Below are 13,892 nucleotides of genomic sequence, written 5' to 3'. Positions count from 1 at the left end.
ACGGGCGATGGCTGCGTTGGCCTGCCCGTCGGCCGCGGCCAGTGCCGCCTTGGCCCGCTGGACCTGCCGCACAGCGGCCTTCCGAGAACGAGCCAACTGCTTCAGCATCCCCAGTTGGACCTGGTTCCAGCACACGATGAAGGGGCTCTCGACCGCCATGCTCCCACCCCGACCTCAACGAATCCCGTGGTCCCGGGGGCCGACCTGGCCGCATCGTGGTGAAGCACCGGCTCACCGGCACACCGATCGACGCCGGCCAGGGTCTCGGGGGGTCATCCCACTGCCGTGAACGCTCCGTCAGTGAGGACCGGAACGATGCCACAGGCGTCCAACTCGGTCGCGATGCCCACGTCGTCGGCGAAGCCCCCATACGAAAGTTCCCGGCCGGATGCGCTGTCGGCGACCGCAGCCGTGACATCCCTCGTCGCCTCGAAGCAGGCGACCGCAGCGGCTGCCTCAGGCGACATGGAACCACCGCGCTGCTCCCGCAGCGCCGAGAGGACCGCTCCAGCACCGAGCAGGTCCTCCAGGGCGGGGCGCAGGCTGCCGTCCGGCCATCGTTCACCCGAGGCGATCACGGCAACCGCACGCTCAGGTGTTCCATAATCGTGATGCGCGAGCCAGTTCCCCACCGCCGTCGCGTTGCGCAGACAAGCCGCGACGACCACCGACCCACCGGCCGCGGCGGCGATGGAGGAGCCGTTGGGAGACGGCAGGACCAGGCGCGGGACGAACGGAGCGTTCCTCAGCGCCGCCGGCGACAGCGACCACGGCGAGTCCGGGCTGGCCGTCCGTCGCCCAGCGGCCAACTGCGCGCCCATCGCATCAGCGAACTTCACCGCCGACTCGTCATGCCAGGCGTACGGAAAGACCCGCGTTCCGGACTCCACCGCCACCGTCACCGAGGTCGTGAACGACAACACGTCCACAACCACCAAACACGCGACATCCGCCGCGAGCCGCCGCGCGCCAACGGGCCCCCAATCGAACCGTGCCCCGCTGCCCGCCTGCAAGAACCAATCGTCCATAGCTGACGACCATGCCATTGTCTGCAGACACCAACGTCAGCGGGGTGACCCTCGCTCAGAGTAGCCACGCACCGTTACGCCCGTGCCCTTGATCAAGACCCTCGCAGGATCAGTACGGCGCTGCACTAGGAGCGTGGGTCAGGAGGTGGTCCTCGGGCAGCCAGTCGTCCAGCGAGGGCGGCAGCAGCAGGGCCTGGTGCGGGTCGAACGCCCGGAAGGTCTTGTCCACCGCTGCCGCGCGACCCTGCGGCCGCTTCGCCTCGACCGGCTCGATCTCGAAGAGCCCATCCCCACTGCGCATACCGGGATCATCCCGCGCGAAAGATCACGAGACGCAGGCGGGCTGCCCGTCAGTTACCCACGCTCCTAGCTCCTACGGGGGAGAAGGTCCTTCCCGCGGAGGACTCCCCGAGGTCGCGGCTTCAGCCACTGTGGAGTCATGCCGATCAAGCACCATGTGGGCGAGGCAGTGCACCCGGTACCGCACGGGGCAACCGGTCTCCCCCCGGGCAAGTGGGCGGGATACGTCGTTGCGGTGTGGGGAGTCCTGTTCGCGATTCCCAGCTTCGTCTGGGCGATGGGCGGCACCTTCGGCGCCCAGTCGACGGTGGCGCCCGAGCTGGTGAAGATGGCCGAGGACGGGGTGCCGTGGTTCCTGGCCCTGCTCTGGGTGACCGGCTTCCTCAAGCTCTACGCGGCCCTGGTGGGTGTCGGCCTGACCCGCCGCCAGGACGGCTGGATCAGCCGCCTCGTGGTGTTCAGCGCCGGTGGCGCCACGGTACTGCTCGTCTGCCACGGCTCCATGTTCGTCGTCCACGGAATCCTGGCCGAGATCGGCGCGATCGACGTCCGCCCCGACATCGCCGGGCTGACCCACTGGTACCTCTATTTGTGGGGCCCGTACTTCGTCACCGGCGGCCTGGCCTTCGGCGCGGCTCTGCTGCGCTATTTGCGCCGCCACGACACCCGGCAGGTGATCCGACGCTACGCCGCCGTGGGAGCGCTCGGCGCCGGCCTGCTCTCCCTCGCGTCCATCATCACCGGCATCGGCTGAGGCGTCTCCTCAGTTCAGGACCCCAGTACCCCAGGCCACCGACCGACCCGCCCACGACGAGCAGGTCCCTCCCGCACCACGCGGACGCATCCCCGCCGGCGCCACCCTCAAGGAGCGCATGGCCCGCAAACTGCGGACCAAGCCCGGACGGCCGCCTACAGCCGCCGTAAGGCCATCAGAACCCGTGGCCGGCTGACCGACCCGGTCTCCCCGGCCACGAACCAGGCCCTACTAGCCGGCCACCCGACGGGCAGGACCCCACCAGAGCCTCACAGGCGCCAGCAGACAGCCGCGACCGCTCCTTCGATCACGGCCAGCGGGCCCGCTTGCTCGTTACTGACCCACGCTCCTAGGGAGTCCCAGCGGGCGGGCGCCGACGACTGCGTCGGCGCCGCCGGGCTCGGCTCAAGGCGGCGGGGCTGGGTCGCTCGCGCGGTGGGCTGACCGGCAAGGTCCAGTGGTGGTCGCCCTGAAGGTGAGGTCCGGTCGTCTCGGCCCCGGACTAGCCAGCTCCCAATACCGACTCGCCATGGATAGGTGTTTGAACTCGGCTGGGAGTGTGGTTAGTTCGCGTGATGCGGCGAGGGGGTGAGTGGTTCGCTGCCCCGTCTCGTGGGACAGGGCAGCGGAGTTGGGGTGGAGCGGGTGTTCAGGGGTTGGTGATGCGGATGCCGGCGATGACGGACTTTCCGCGGGTGGGGCGGGACTTGATGCCCCAGGCGTCGCTGAGGGAGTCGACGAGGAGGAGGCCGCGGCCGGTTTCGGTGTCCGGGGCGGGGCGCTTGAGGGTGGGGTGGGTGGGGGAGGGGTCGGAGACGGCGAGCCAGTAGTGGCCGTCGGCGGTCCAGAAGGAGAGCTCGATCAGCTCGTCCTCGTGGGGGTCGGCGCCGTGTCGGATGGCGTTGGTGACGAGCTCGGTGGTGAGGAGGCGGAGCTCGTAGGAGAGTTGCGTGGGGCAGTGGTCGGGGAGCGCGTCGGCGATCGCGCGCCGGGCGCGCGGGACGGACGCGGGCTCGGAGGGGAAGCGCCAGTGGCGGGGGAGGGGCGGGATGGCGGCGATGGCCGGGGAGGAGGGGGAGGTGGCGGCGGGCGTGGTGAGCGAGGTTCCGGGCATGGCTGACTCCTGGTCAGGGCGCGGGGGTGGTTGTGCTGTTGGTTGCGGCGGCGCTGCCGGTGGCCTGCCTCCCTGGGCGCGGGCATGCCGGTCCCAGGGAAGGCGGGCATGCTCGCGCGGTGCACTTCCGGCGTAGCCGTATGTGACTCTCTTGATACCTGAAGCTAGCGCCTGTTGTGGCACTGTGCCACTGATTCACCGGTAATTGCCTCGAACGAGTTGGATCGAGGGTGCCCAGGGGGCAGACTGGCCCCAAGTCAGCCTGAGAGGATGGCATGCCGACTCGATCTGTTCCGACGGAACGTCAGAAGCGCTTGGGTGCCGAGCTTCGCAAGCTCCGTACTGCTGCCGGAGTGAGCACGGAGTATGCGGCCGGCTTGCTTGGACTCGACCGAACGAAGATCTCCAACATGGAGTCAGGCGTTCGAGTGGTCAGCGCTGAGCGGGTTCGGACACTGGCCAGCAACTATTCCTGCGCGGACGAGGATCATGTAGAAGCGCTCGTAGCTATGGCCGAGGGCCAGAATCGTGGCTGGTGGGAAGAGTTTCGTGGGGCTCTGCCAGCCGGCCTCAGCGACATCGCCGAGCTTGAATGGCATGCCGCGCGCATCCAGACTGCCCAGACCGTTCACGTGCCTGGCCTCCTGCACACTGACGAGTACGCCCGCACGGTCTTCGGTGCTGTCCTACCGCCATTGTCGCGGTTGGAGATTGAGCTGCGCGTGAGTCACCGGATGGCCAGGCAACGGGTTCTCGAACGACCGGATCCGGTTCCTTACGTCGGGTATGTGCATGAAGCCGCCCTTCGGATGCACTTTGGTGGGCGCAAGGTCATGCGAGGTCAGCTTGAGCACCTCTGTGCTGTGTCGGAGCGCGAGAACATCACGCTCCGAGTCCTGCCGGTCGAGTGTGGAGTGTTTCCAGGGGCAGGTCATGCGCTGCTCTACGCTCAGGGCCCGGTTCCCCAACTCGATACAGTGCAACTGGACTCTGCCCACGGGCCCGAGTTCATGAACGCTGAGGCTCAACTTGCGAAGTATCGTGCACACCTCGACTGGATGGCAGCGGCAGCGCTGTCACCAGAGAAGTCACGGGACTTCATACATGCTATTGCTCAAGACCTTTAGGAGTCCTGATGGCTGATGTCACTTGGGAAGCGCCGTTCTGTGGCGAGGGTAATAACTGTTTCCGTCTCGGTACTGACGCCTCCGGCAACGCCTACGTCGCGGTCAACGGCGAGGAAGAGCACGCAATCTCTGACTCCGTTGCCGCCCTCCGTACGCTGATCCTGGACATCAAGGCGGGTAAGGCAGACCATCTGCTGTAGTGGTCAGAAGCAAGCCGGGGCAAGCGTCTCAGTGCTAGCCCCGGCTCATCTCATTGGGAGGCGCATCGATGCCCGACATCACGTGGGAAGCCCCCTTCTGCGCCGAGGGCAACAACTGCTTCCGCCTCGGCACCGACCCCACCGGCAACGCCTACATCGCCGTCAACGGCCAAGAGCAGCACGCCATCTCCGAATCCCTCGCCGCCCTCCGCACCCTGATTCTCGACATCAAGGCAGGCAAGGCGGACCACCTCCTCTAGGCCGTCCAGCCAGAAGGAAGCGTGTAGTGCCAGCCCGGGCGCCAGGCAGGCGGGGCTGCCACGACGTCTTCCAGTGAGGCGCCGGTGAGTAAGCAGTCCAGGGCCCATCGGTTGGCCGAGTGGGCGATCACCAGGATCCGGCTGCCGTCCCAACGGGTGGCCAGGTCATAGAGGAACGCTTCGGTGGCTGCGAGGACTTGGCGGTAGCTCTGGCCGCCGGGGAAGGGCTCGTCGATGTGGCGGGCCCGTTGGGCGGCGATCCCGGCGACCGGGGTGCCGTTGAGGTCGCCGTAGTTGCACTCGCGCAGCCGGATGTCCTGGTGGAGCGGTGGCCTGCCGTCGGGGAACGCGATCCGTGCCGTCTCCACGGCCCGGTCCAGGTCGGAGGTGAAGACTGCGGCGAAGCCGCCAACGCGTCGGCGTTCGCCGAGTTCCGCGGCCTGGCGGCGGCCGAGTGTCGAGAGCCGGCCGGGGAGCCAGCCGGTGGCGATGCCCGCCTCGTTGTCGATGGTGGTGGAGTGTGTCTCGTAGACGATCTCTACTGCCATTGCGGGGCTCCCAGGTTGCCTCGGCGGGTCGGGCGCTTCGGTAAGCGGTCGACCTCACCAGTACATTGCCCATTCCACTGCGGACGCGGCATGTTTCAGACGAGGACCGCGCGCCGGGCGTGCCACGGAGCCTGCGCGAAAACCTGTTGGCGAACCACGGCGGCCGCCTGCTACCTTTCCGGAGGCCGTGCAAGAGACCGAGGAGGTGGTACCCGTGAACGCAGTATCGACATGGGTGCTCCCCTCTGGGGCCACGGTCGGGCGATAGGTCGTCCGGGAGCGCCGTTCAAGAGCACTCCCGAAAGGTACGACCATGCACTTCACTTCCGAGCAGCGCCACGACGACGGCGTCCTCGAACGCGAATTCACCCTCGGCGAGATCCCCGGCACCCTGTGGACGCCCGGAACCGCATCCGCGTCCGCACCGGTCCCGCTGATCCTGATGGCCCACAACAACGGCCTGCCCAAGGCGGAACCCCGGCTGGTGGCCCGGGCCCGGTACACGGCGGCGTGCGGCTACGCGGTGGCCGCCATCGACGCCCCCGGGGGCGGTGACCGGCCCCGTTCCGCCGCGGACGACCAGGCCCGCGCCGACATCCGCCGGGCGATGCAGGCCGGCGAGCCGGTCGATGAGATCTTCGAGTCCTTCATCGGCCCGCTGGTCGAGAAGGCGGTCCCGGAATGGCAGACCACCCTGGACGCCCTCCTTACGCTGCCTGAGATCGGCGGCCCGGTCGGGTACTCGGGGTGGACCGCCGTCGGCATCCGGCTGGCGGTGGTCGAGCCGCGCATCGCGGCCGCCGGTCTCTTCGCCGGGGGTTACGTGCCCCGCGCCCAGCGCGAGGAGGCCCGGCAGGTCACCATTCCGCTGCTGTTCCTGCTGCAGTGGGACGACGAAGGGAACCCGCGGCAGCGGGCCCTCGATCTGTTCGACGCCTTCGGCAGCAAGCAGAAGACGCTGCACGCCAATCTGGGCGGGCACACCGGCACCCCGTGGTTCGAGAGGGAGGACGGGGACCGGTTCTTCGGCCGGCACCTGAAGTAAGGCCGGGCCGCCAGGCCTACAGCAGCCGGTAGGCGCTGTAGGTCAGGCCAGGCCAGGCCAGGTCAGGCCAGGTCAGGCCAGGCCAGGTCAGGCCACCGCCATCGAGGACAGGTCCCGACCCTCCTCGATGGCGGTGGCCGGCAGATGCACGACCGCCCCGACCGCGGCGGTACCGGCCCGGTCGGGGCGGCGCCCGGCCACCAGCGCCACCATCAGCTGGACCCAGCCTGAGCGGGCGGCTAGCGCAGCTCTGCGGCTGCCGCGCGGAGTTCGTCGAATGCGGCTCGGGTGTGGGTGGCCAGCTCGCCCGGGTTCTCGTCGCGGCTGGGGTCGGCCCACCGGCTGAAGCCGAGCTTGAACGCGAGTACGCCGAGTTCGGCGGCCACGTGGGCCGTGGGTTCCGGGACGTCCCGTCGCTTCAACGCCTCGACCATCGCCGTGGCCATGCCGATGCTCTTCAACGCGTTGCGCTCCTGCAACTCCGCGTTCGCCTCGATCGCCGCGTGCAGCAGCGGGCTGATCTCGCGGTTGAACGATGTCATCTCACCTGATGCGCGCTCCAGGCCGGCCGCGACGGCCGTCATCGGTGTCGCGTCCGCGGGGGCGGCATCGATGCCCTCGGCTAGCAGGCGGCTGAGGGCCTTCTGACCCGCGGTGAGGATCTCCCGCTTGTCGGCGAAGTGGCGGAAGAACGTGCTCCGCGTGAGCCCTGCCCGCTCGGAGATCTGAGCGACCGTCGTTTCGTCATAGCCCTGCTCGGCGAACAGGCCGAGCGCCGCCACGACCAGGCGTTGTCGGGCATCGGGCTTCCATCTCGGCATATGACCATCCTAGACGATGCGACATGTGTCGCATCAGGTGTACGGTGATGGGACACTAGTCGCATCACTCTTTGGAGCTCGCCATGCGCGTCTTCATCACCGGCGGAACGGGCCTGATCGGCTCCGCCGTCGTCGCCGAACTGCTCACCACAGGCCATTCCGTCACTGCCCTCGCTCGTTCCGACGCCTCTGCGGCGCGCGCCGAAGCCGCCGGCGCCGACGTGCTCCGCGGCGGTCTCACCGACCTCGATGTGCTGCGAACCGGCGCGCAGCAGGCAGACGGCGTCATCCACCTCGCCTTCAGCAACGACTTCAGCTCGCCCGAGGCACTCGCGCGAGGGGTCGCCGAAGAGGCCGCCGCGCTCGCGGCGCTCGGTGACGCCCTCGTCGGCACGGATCGGCCGCTCGTCACCGTGTCCGGCACGCCCCACGTGGCGGGACGCGCATCGACCGAGGACGACCCGCTGCCGGCCGACGGACCCGTCGCCGGACGCAGCCGGTCGGTGATGCGCGCACTCGCTCTCGCCTCCCGCGGCGTGCGCAGCTCGGCGGTACGGCTGCCGCGCACGGTCCACAACCAGGGTCAGGGCGGGTTCGCCGGGCTGCTCGCCGACATCGCCCGCCGCACCGGCGTGGCCGGCTACCCCGGGGACGGCGCGCAGCGCTGGCCGGCCGTCCACGCGCTCGACGCCGCCGTCCTGTTCCGGCTCGCGTTGGAGAAGGCTCCGGCCGGAAGCTCGTGGCACGCCGTCGCCGACGAAGGCGATGCGGTGCGCGACATCGTCGGGGTCATCGGGCGGCGGCTCGGCCTCCCGGTCGAGTCGGTGCCGCAGGAGGGTTTCGGTGCCCTCGGCCCGATCTTCGCGACCGACCAGCCCGCATCCAGCGGTCACACCCGCGCCGCCCTCGGCTGGGAGCCGACGCACCCGAGCCTGCTCGACGACCTGGAGAACATCGGGGCCTGAGGCGGCTGCCGGACCGGTCGGCGGTCGCAAAGGAGTCGGAGAGGAACGGACGCGAAGGCGATCTGTTCGTTGACCGGCTGGCGGTTCTTGAAGCAGTGGTAGAGCCGGCCGAGCGTGCGGTTGAACGCCGGAGGCCGGCACGCCGCAGCCCAGCGCCGTGCCGGTGGTCACGACCATGGGCAGGGGCTTCTCGGCCCCTGCCCATGTCGCCTACATGGCTTCCCACGCCCCGGTCGAGGTCCTCCTGCACGGCGGGATCGAGAGCTGGTACGTGATCTGACTGACCGTCAGGTGAGAGCCGCCCAGTCCTGGGTGTTGGCGTTGCCGGCCGGGTTGGTGGTGACGGTTGCGCCGATGCTGACGGCGGCGCTGTCGAGGGAGTATCCGGTCGCCGTGTCGGTGATCGTCAGGGTGCCGCTGCCATTCTGGGTGAGCCGCCATTCCTGGTGCGGGTCGGAGGAGTTGACGGCGCGCAGGGTGGCCTGGCCGCCGGCGGTGCTGGGCCCGGTCAGCACGAGGTGCTGCGGACAGCCGTTGATGATCCGCAGCGTGCCGTCCGCGTTTGTGCGCACCAGCCACTGCTCCGAGGAGAGCGAGGAGTCATAGGCGTTGAGGTCGGCGACGGTGCTGGAGACGCTCGTGCACTGGCCCGCTTGTTCCAGAGCCAGGCCGCCGCCGTTGGTGAGGCTGTGGAAGTGGCCGTCGTCGACGATCGTGGGGCCGTAGTTGACGGTGTGGGCGGCGAGGTAGCTGAGCGCGGGTCCGGTGGTGGCGAGCGGGGGGTTGGCAGCGGGCCGGTCGGTCTTGAAGTAGTCGGCGAAGGTGGACGGGGTGTGCGTGGTCAGCACGCTGATGGTGTTGTTCCAGCCACCGTCCACGTTGTTCCACAGGTCGAGCAGCGAGCCGTCCACGTTGCCCTGGACCTGGTCACCGGTGTTCCAGTTGGTGGTGTAGGTGAAGCTGTAGCTGCTGCCGTCGGACCACACGTAGCGGTAGTCGCCGAGGAGGTAGGCGGCGGTGGAGTCGGCGAAGCCCTCGACCCAGGCGCAGGTACCGGAGCTGACCAGGTTGATGTAGTGCGGGCTGCAGTTGGTGACGGTCGGCCACCAGCCGTTGTACAAGCGGTGCATGAGGAAGTGGCCGGACTCGTGGAGCACGGTGTGCTCGGAGTCGGGGTCGGCGGCGGAGAGGTGCACGGTGTTGGCCAGGTCGTAGTACGGACCGTCGGCCGAGTTGGCGGTCCACTGGACGTTGAGTTCGGTGCAGGCGTTGCTGTCCGCCTCGTGGGCGGACCAGCAGTCGCTGGTGGGGTTGTTGCGGTTCCACCACAGGAGGTTGACGGTGTCGAAAGCGTGCCAGGCCCGGGCGGTGTCGACGGAGGGCTTGAGGGTGCCGAGGGAGGTGCTGGCGGCAATGTTGGTCTGGACGGGCGAGTCCAGGGTGTAGGGGGTGCCCGTGGTGTCGCTGACCTTCCACAGCTTGGTGCTCTCGGTGCGGAACCGCACCCACATGCTGCTCATCGAGGTGGTGGAGGTCGGCGTGTAGCAGAGGTTGAAGCTACCGTCGTTGACGTCGGTGTACTGGTAGTCGGCGGTGAGCTGGTGCGGGCTGTCGGTGGACTTCTCGTTGCCCCACAGCTGGACGTTCGCGTTGCGGACCGGCTTGGTCATCGTGGGCTTTGCCGTGCCGGCTTCGGCCGACTGGTAGTCGTACTGGAGGGTACCGCTCAGGCAGATGGGGGCGGCCGCCGCCAGCGCGGGCGTCGCCGCCAGCGGGACGGCGGCCGTGACGGCGAGGACGGCGATGCCCAAGGCGGCGAAGCCGTGCGGCAGGCGAAATCCGATGGCCATGGGTTTCCCTCTCCTGGGAGTGCACCTGTGGTGGATTCTTGCGACGGTGCACAACGGGCTTGTGGCCCGCCGTCAGGATCAGTGCCAAGCAGCCTCCACGGTAAGAGCGCTTGGGAGCAGGAACACAAGCAGGTCGTCCGATGGAATCACTTTGGTTGCGAACTACGTGCCGCGCGCCCACTCATCTGTCAAAGCGCTAGGTACCCGCACAAGCCGTGGCACCCAAGGGCAGCCGCCCCCGCCCCCGCCCTGCCCCAACGTCCCTACCCCGCCCGGCAATCCCGCTCGTACCCTGCTGCCATGTACGCCCGCGAGCCCCGCAAGCAGGAAGCCGCCCCCGACCAGCGCACCGAAGCGGCCGGCGCCGTGCGTCGGGGGAGCGGCCCACCTGACCTCCTCTCCCTCCAGCGCACCGCCGGAAACGCCGCCGTGGTCCAGCTGATGGCCACCTCCAGCGCACCCGTGACGGTGGCCCGGGTGATGGACGAGAAGACGTTCAAGGGGCAGACCAGCGCCCCCGGGCTGCGGTCCAAGTCGGCGATCACGAATGTCGACCAGGCCCTGCGCAACTTCCACGCCCTGCAGAACCCCTCCCAGCAGCAGCAGGTGACCGCGCTGGGCGCCATCGTGAACGCCTGCCTGACCTACCTCAACGCCAAGCCCAACGGGCAGCGCAGCGCGGGAGTTGAGAACCTGCGCGACCAGGCCGACAGCGAGCGCAGCAATCTCGTGCTGGGCCCGAAGCAACAGATCCTGTCGCAGGGCGAGAAGCGGTTCCGGGACGTGCTGGCCCAGATCGACGCCGGTCTCGCGATCATCCGGCAACACGACTTCGCCCTGGGCGAGTTCCACCGGCGCAACCTGCCCGAGGACGCGCGGGGCGAGGGGCAGGCCCTCAGTCCGGTGGACTTCCAGCAGATGATCCGCAGCTACATCGACGAACTGAACGCCCTGCGCGATGACCAGGACCTTCCTGCCGAAACCCGCGCTGTCATCGAGGAAGTGGTGGGCGTGGCCAACCTGGTGACCACCATGCGGTACCCGACCGGGATGCCCGGCATGTCGGTGAACCAGCCGGCACCGGAGGAACTGGCCGACACCGAGTACACCTTCAACGTCGACACCCAGGCCCGGGGCGGAACGCCCTTCCTGCTGGGCCACATCACCCATGAGCTGACGCACGTCTCCGCACACCAGGCGTTCAACAGCAGCTCCGTGATGGCCCTGGCACCGGTCGACACCACCCCGCAGCAGATCGCCCAACTCGCCCAGCAGCGCGCCCAGACCATGAGGGAGCTCCTGGCGCTCCTGAACGCGGACACCACGTTCCACCCCGACCAGTACGACCTACTGGTGGAGAAGCTCGACTACGGGAGGCAGGGCGGCAAGCTCGGTCGCTACGCGACCGTCTTCCGCCAAGCCGGCAAGATCAACGACGAGGAGGAGGCCAGGCTGCTGGCCTGGGAGGAGGCAGCGGGCCAGAACTCCGGAACGCTCGTCGAGTACGACACCGTGCTCAACCAGATGCTGGTCTACCTGCACCTGTGGCGGATCGACCAAGCCAACCCGTTCTACGTCCGCCTGCGGACCGCGGCCGCCGAGGCCACCACCCGCCGGGCCGCCGCCCAGCAGTAGCCCCCAGGAACGCCCCCCTCACCCCTGGTGCCGCTCCCGACCCCCGCGCAACCGCCTGAACGCGGCCGCGAACGACAGTTCGTGCTCCCGCCACACGATGCCCGTCACCGCACCCAGGATGATCACCACTCCGAGGGCGATCAGCCAGGACATCAGTGAGAAGACCACCCCGATGGGGCCGTACTCCCTCGAGTCCGAGGTGACCATGCCGGAGGCGACGGACGAGAGCACCAGCACCATGCCCAGGTAGTACAGGCCGGTGGCGCAGGCGGACGGGAACAGCTCCCGCCAAGGGATCCGCCCCGCCAGGAGGAGCCACATCGTGAGCCACCAGTACGCGGTGACCCCGACCGTGCCGAGGATGCCGAGCAGTACCGGCCCGCCGGCGTGGTGCAGGGCCGGGGAGGCCCAGGCGGACAGGGCGACGCCCGCCACCAGGACGGCCAGCGCGAGCAGTTGGTGGGGCATGTCCCTGACCCCCCGGCCCTGGAGGCCGAAGATCTGCTGGTAGAGCTCCTGCAGCGCCGCTGCCGCGGCGATGCCGCCCACGACGAAGAAGACCGAGGCCGCCCCGGCGACGGCGTTGCTCGTGGCGGTCGAGGATGCGAACAGGCTCTGGACATCGGTGGCGGCCTGGTGGTTGAGGCCGAGACGCCGGGACATCCTGGTCACCGCCGACCGGCCGGCCAGCGCGTCCGCCACGATCATGAACGGGAAGAAGCACAGCAGCAGGGTGGCGGCGAACAGCATCCCCCGGTTGATGAACCCGAGGGACTGCAGTCGGTTCCACAGCGTCTCGGCCCATGACTCGGCGAACCACTCCTGGGCCGACTCGGCGATCCGGCGCACCTGCCGTACGCCCCAGCGGTCTTGGAGTTTCATGACACCGGGTCAGCCCGCTTCGGGCCTTCCGCCGCGGGCCGGCTCCCGCCGCCGCGCGGAGCGAGCCGGAGCGTCAGGACGTAGGCGACGACCACCGCGATGATCACCAGCGGCATGACGGTGAGACCGTTGACGCCGAGCAGCAGCGTCGCCAGGAGCACCGAAGTCATCGGGAGCCGCAACATCGCGACCGACATGGCGCCGATGCCCATCGCGAACGCCGCCGTGAGGGGCAACCCGGGCAGATGGGAGAGCGCCATCCCCCCGGCCGCCCCCACGAACATCGCCGGGAAGATCGGGCCGCCGCGGAAGGCGCTCAGTGATGCGGTGTACGCCAGCGCCTTGCACGTGATGAGCAGGGTCAGCGCACCGGCCGTGTAGTCGGCGTGGTGCGCCAGCAGCGGGCCCAAGGCGCTCTGCCCCGAGTAGAGCACCTCGGACGCGCCCTTGCCGGTGCCCTCGGTGTAGGCGATGGCGAGTCCGGCGACCGCCAGGCCCATCAGCACGGTCACCGGCATCCGGTGCCGCTCCGCCCGCGCCTGCAGCAGGAGGGCCAGCCGCCGGATGCCGGTGCCGAGGAGGGCGGCCGCCACTCCGATGACGAGCGCCCAGCCGAGGCCGGCGATGTCCGGTCGATCGGCGTGCGGCACGCTCGGCAGCGTCAGGGAGTAGGTGCCCAGGCCGGTCCAGGCGTCCAGGCCGATGAAGATGAGCGAGCCGATGCCGGCGGCGAGCAGGCCGGGAACCAGGACCAGGCCCAGCATCGGACCGCCGAGTCCGGAAGCCTCCATCAGGAGGAAGGCGCCGAGGAGCGGCGACCCCAGCAGTGTGCTGACGCCCGCGAAGGCTCCGGCGGCGCCGACGACGCCCAGAGCCTGTGCGGGGAGGTCCTGGCGCGTCAGCTTGACGGCCAGCACGGCCAGTCCGCTGCTGAGCGCGATCAGCGGAGCTTCGGGGCCGAGGACCGCGCCGAGGGCCAGGGTGGTCAGCGCCGCGACGAACACGCCCGGAAGCTCGATCGGCGCGGGTGCGCCGGACGTCTTCAGGCCCTCGGCCGGCCGGTGGCCACCCGTCCCGGGGAGGTACCGGATGGTCGCGGCGACCAGCACACCGGCGACGCCGAGCAGCGGCAGCGGCCACCAGGGTGGCGTGCCGTGGAAGCCCAGCCCCCTGGGCAGATCGGTGTAGGTCAGCGACTGCAGCCTGGAGACCAGGGCCAGGAAGCCGAAGGCCGCCACGGAGATCGGAACCCCGAGGACGGCTGCCAGGACCAGCAGCTTCAGGTAGCCGGCGGTCCGGACCAGGGCGAAGGGGTCGGGTGCCGCTGCCCCGACCGCCGGGGAACCGCCGTCGGCCGCCAAGC

At 69.4% G+C, this 13,892-nt stretch carries 16 protein-coding genes and 1 pseudogene; 8 read left to right on the top strand and 9 right to left on the bottom strand.

Annotation, left to right across the window (positions count from 1 at the left end; genetic code table 11):
* Window positions 1-272 precede the first annotated feature (272 nt).
* Both P3T35_RS06790 and P3T35_RS06785 read right to left on the bottom strand, forming a co-directional pair.
* Window positions 273-1,028 carry a 2-phosphosulfolactate phosphatase gene (locus P3T35_RS06790; protein ID WP_101379660.1) on the bottom strand — a complete coding sequence of 252 codons (756 nt, stop codon included), beginning with the start codon at window positions 1,026-1,028 and terminating at the stop codon, window positions 273-275.
* 142 nt (window positions 1,029-1,170) lie between these two features.
* A pseudogene (locus tag P3T35_RS06785) lies at window positions 1,171-1,329 on the bottom strand (IS5/IS1182 family transposase); the annotation flags it as partial.
* A gap of 138 nt (window positions 1,330-1,467) precedes the next feature.
* Here P3T35_RS06785 and P3T35_RS06780 point away from each other — a divergent pair.
* Window positions 1,468-2,082, top strand: a complete 615-nt coding sequence (locus P3T35_RS06780; protein WP_101379659.1) for a DUF3995 domain-containing protein — start codon at window positions 1,468-1,470, stop codon at window positions 2,080-2,082.
* Between the two features lie 649 nt (window positions 2,083-2,731).
* On the opposite strand, the gene P3T35_RS06775 is transcribed toward P3T35_RS06780, so the two are convergent.
* Window positions 2,732-3,196: an ATP-binding protein gene (locus P3T35_RS06775; protein WP_101379658.1), complete on the bottom strand. Its 465-nt coding sequence runs from the start codon at window positions 3,194-3,196 to the stop codon at window positions 2,732-2,734.
* Between the two features lie 275 nt (window positions 3,197-3,471).
* Here P3T35_RS06775 and P3T35_RS06770 point away from each other — a divergent pair, with 275 nt between their 5' ends.
* From P3T35_RS06770 to P3T35_RS06760, 3 genes are all read left to right on the top strand, one after another.
* Complete coding sequence (locus tag P3T35_RS06770; RefSeq protein ID WP_101379657.1) at window positions 3,472-4,323, top strand: helix-turn-helix transcriptional regulator; 852 nt, start codon at window positions 3,472-3,474, stop codon at window positions 4,321-4,323.
* Window positions 4,324-4,331: 8 nt separating this feature from the next.
* The gene (locus P3T35_RS06765) at window positions 4,332-4,523 is read left to right on the top strand and encodes a hypothetical protein (RefSeq protein ID WP_101379656.1); all 192 of its coding nucleotides are present in this window, start codon (window positions 4,332-4,334) and stop codon (window positions 4,521-4,523) included.
* 68 nt (window positions 4,524-4,591) lie between these two features.
* Window positions 4,592-4,783, top strand: a complete 192-nt coding sequence (locus tag P3T35_RS06760; RefSeq protein WP_101379655.1) for a hypothetical protein — start codon at window positions 4,592-4,594, stop codon at window positions 4,781-4,783.
* Here P3T35_RS06760 and P3T35_RS06755 read toward each other — a convergent pair.
* Window positions 4,780-5,331, bottom strand: a complete 552-nt coding sequence (locus tag P3T35_RS06755; RefSeq protein WP_101379654.1) for a histidine phosphatase family protein — start codon at window positions 5,329-5,331, stop codon at window positions 4,780-4,782. The two genes, P3T35_RS06760 and P3T35_RS06755, sit on opposite strands and share 4 nt — an antisense overlap.
* 313 nt (window positions 5,332-5,644) lie before the next feature.
* Here P3T35_RS06755 and P3T35_RS06750 point away from each other — a divergent pair, with 313 nt between their 5' ends.
* On the top strand, window positions 5,645-6,376 hold the full coding sequence (locus P3T35_RS06750; protein WP_101379653.1) for an alpha/beta hydrolase: 732 nt from the start codon (window positions 5,645-5,647) through the stop codon (window positions 6,374-6,376).
* An 87-nt stretch (window positions 6,377-6,463) separates the two neighbouring features.
* Here the strand turns inward: P3T35_RS06750 and P3T35_RS06745 are convergent, their stop codons facing one another.
* Together P3T35_RS06745 and P3T35_RS06740 are read right to left on the bottom strand one after the other, a co-directional pair.
* A complete protein-coding gene (locus P3T35_RS06745) occupies window positions 6,464-6,589 on the bottom strand; it encodes a hypothetical protein (protein ID WP_280704650.1) in 126 nt (41 codons plus the stop codon).
* Window positions 6,590-6,615: 26 nt separating this feature from the next.
* Window positions 6,616-7,197 carry a TetR/AcrR family transcriptional regulator gene (locus P3T35_RS06740; RefSeq protein WP_101379652.1) on the bottom strand — a complete coding sequence of 194 codons (582 nt, stop codon included), beginning with the start codon at window positions 7,195-7,197 and terminating at the stop codon, window positions 6,616-6,618.
* Between the two features lie 83 nt (window positions 7,198-7,280).
* Between P3T35_RS06740 and P3T35_RS06735 the strand changes: the two genes are divergently transcribed.
* Window positions 7,281-8,162, top strand: coding sequence for an SDR family oxidoreductase (locus P3T35_RS06735; protein WP_101379651.1), 882 nt, complete (start codon window positions 7,281-7,283; stop codon window positions 8,160-8,162).
* A 157-nt stretch (window positions 8,163-8,319) separates the two neighbouring features.
* Window positions 8,320-8,442 carry a hypothetical protein gene (locus P3T35_RS06730; protein WP_280704648.1) on the top strand — a complete coding sequence of 41 codons (123 nt, stop codon included), beginning with the start codon at window positions 8,320-8,322 and terminating at the stop codon, window positions 8,440-8,442.
* Between the two features lie 7 nt (window positions 8,443-8,449).
* Here P3T35_RS06730 and P3T35_RS06725 read toward each other — a convergent pair whose 3' ends face one another.
* The gene (locus P3T35_RS06725; RefSeq protein ID WP_101379650.1) at window positions 8,450-10,012 is read right to left on the bottom strand and encodes an RICIN domain-containing protein; all 1,563 of its coding nucleotides are present in this window, start codon (window positions 10,010-10,012) and stop codon (window positions 8,450-8,452) included.
* 300 nt (window positions 10,013-10,312) lie between these two features.
* Between P3T35_RS06725 and P3T35_RS06720 the strand changes: the two genes are divergently transcribed.
* On the top strand, window positions 10,313-11,647 hold the full coding sequence (locus P3T35_RS06720) for a hypothetical protein (RefSeq protein WP_101379649.1): 1,335 nt from the start codon (window positions 10,313-10,315) through the stop codon (window positions 11,645-11,647).
* A gap of 18 nt (window positions 11,648-11,665) precedes the next feature.
* On the opposite strand, the gene P3T35_RS06715 is transcribed toward P3T35_RS06720, so the two are convergent.
* Both P3T35_RS06715 and P3T35_RS06710 read right to left on the bottom strand, forming a co-directional pair.
* Window positions 11,666-12,529: a YhjD/YihY/BrkB family envelope integrity protein gene (locus tag P3T35_RS06715; RefSeq protein ID WP_143676769.1), complete on the bottom strand. Its 864-nt coding sequence runs from the start codon at window positions 12,527-12,529 to the stop codon at window positions 11,666-11,668.
* Window positions 12,526-13,890, bottom strand: a complete 1,365-nt coding sequence (locus P3T35_RS06710) for a chloride channel protein (protein ID WP_280704647.1) — start codon at window positions 13,888-13,890, stop codon at window positions 12,526-12,528. Before P3T35_RS06710 ends, P3T35_RS06715 begins: the two co-directional genes overlap by 4 nt.
* Window positions 13,891-13,892: the final 2 nt, after the last annotated feature.

The organism is Kitasatospora sp. GP30, assembly GCF_029892145.1.
Classification (GTDB): domain Bacteria; phylum Actinomycetota; class Actinomycetes; order Streptomycetales; family Streptomycetaceae; genus Kitasatospora; species Kitasatospora acidiphila.
This window is presented reverse-complemented; position numbering and strand designations above follow the sequence as displayed.

Bases quoted from the DNA above. Each gene is read 5' to 3' on its own strand.
- P3T35_RS06790 (WP_101379660.1), bottom strand. From the start codon at position 1,028: ATGGACGATTGGTTCTTGCAGGCGGGCAGCGGGGCACGGTTCGATTGG.
- P3T35_RS06780 (WP_101379659.1), top strand. From the start codon at position 1,468: ATGCCGATCAAGCACCATGTGGGCGAGGCAGTGCACCCGGTACCGCAC.
- P3T35_RS06775 (WP_101379658.1), bottom strand. From the start codon at position 3,196: ATGCCCGGAACCTCGCTCACCACGCCCGCCGCCACCTCCCCCTCCTCC.
- P3T35_RS06770 (WP_101379657.1), top strand. From the start codon at position 3,472: ATGCCGACTCGATCTGTTCCGACGGAACGTCAGAAGCGCTTGGGTGCC.
- P3T35_RS06765 (WP_101379656.1), top strand. From the start codon at position 4,332: ATGGCTGATGTCACTTGGGAAGCGCCGTTCTGTGGCGAGGGTAATAAC.
- P3T35_RS06760 (WP_101379655.1), top strand. From the start codon at position 4,592: ATGCCCGACATCACGTGGGAAGCCCCCTTCTGCGCCGAGGGCAACAAC.
- P3T35_RS06755 (WP_101379654.1), bottom strand. From the start codon at position 5,331: ATGGCAGTAGAGATCGTCTACGAGACACACTCCACCACCATCGACAAC.
- P3T35_RS06750 (WP_101379653.1), top strand. From the start codon at position 5,645: ATGCACTTCACTTCCGAGCAGCGCCACGACGACGGCGTCCTCGAACGC.
- P3T35_RS06745 (WP_280704650.1), bottom strand. From the start codon at position 6,589: ATGGTGGCGCTGGTGGCCGGGCGCCGCCCCGACCGGGCCGGTACCGCC.
- P3T35_RS06740 (WP_101379652.1), bottom strand. From the start codon at position 7,197: ATGCCGAGATGGAAGCCCGATGCCCGACAACGCCTGGTCGTGGCGGCG.
- P3T35_RS06735 (WP_101379651.1), top strand. From the start codon at position 7,281: ATGCGCGTCTTCATCACCGGCGGAACGGGCCTGATCGGCTCCGCCGTC.
- P3T35_RS06725 (WP_101379650.1), bottom strand. From the start codon at position 10,012: ATGGCCATCGGATTTCGCCTGCCGCACGGCTTCGCCGCCTTGGGCATC.
- P3T35_RS06720 (WP_101379649.1), top strand. From the start codon at position 10,313: ATGTACGCCCGCGAGCCCCGCAAGCAGGAAGCCGCCCCCGACCAGCGC.
- P3T35_RS06715 (WP_143676769.1), bottom strand. From the start codon at position 12,529: ATGAAACTCCAAGACCGCTGGGGCGTACGGCAGGTGCGCCGGATCGCC.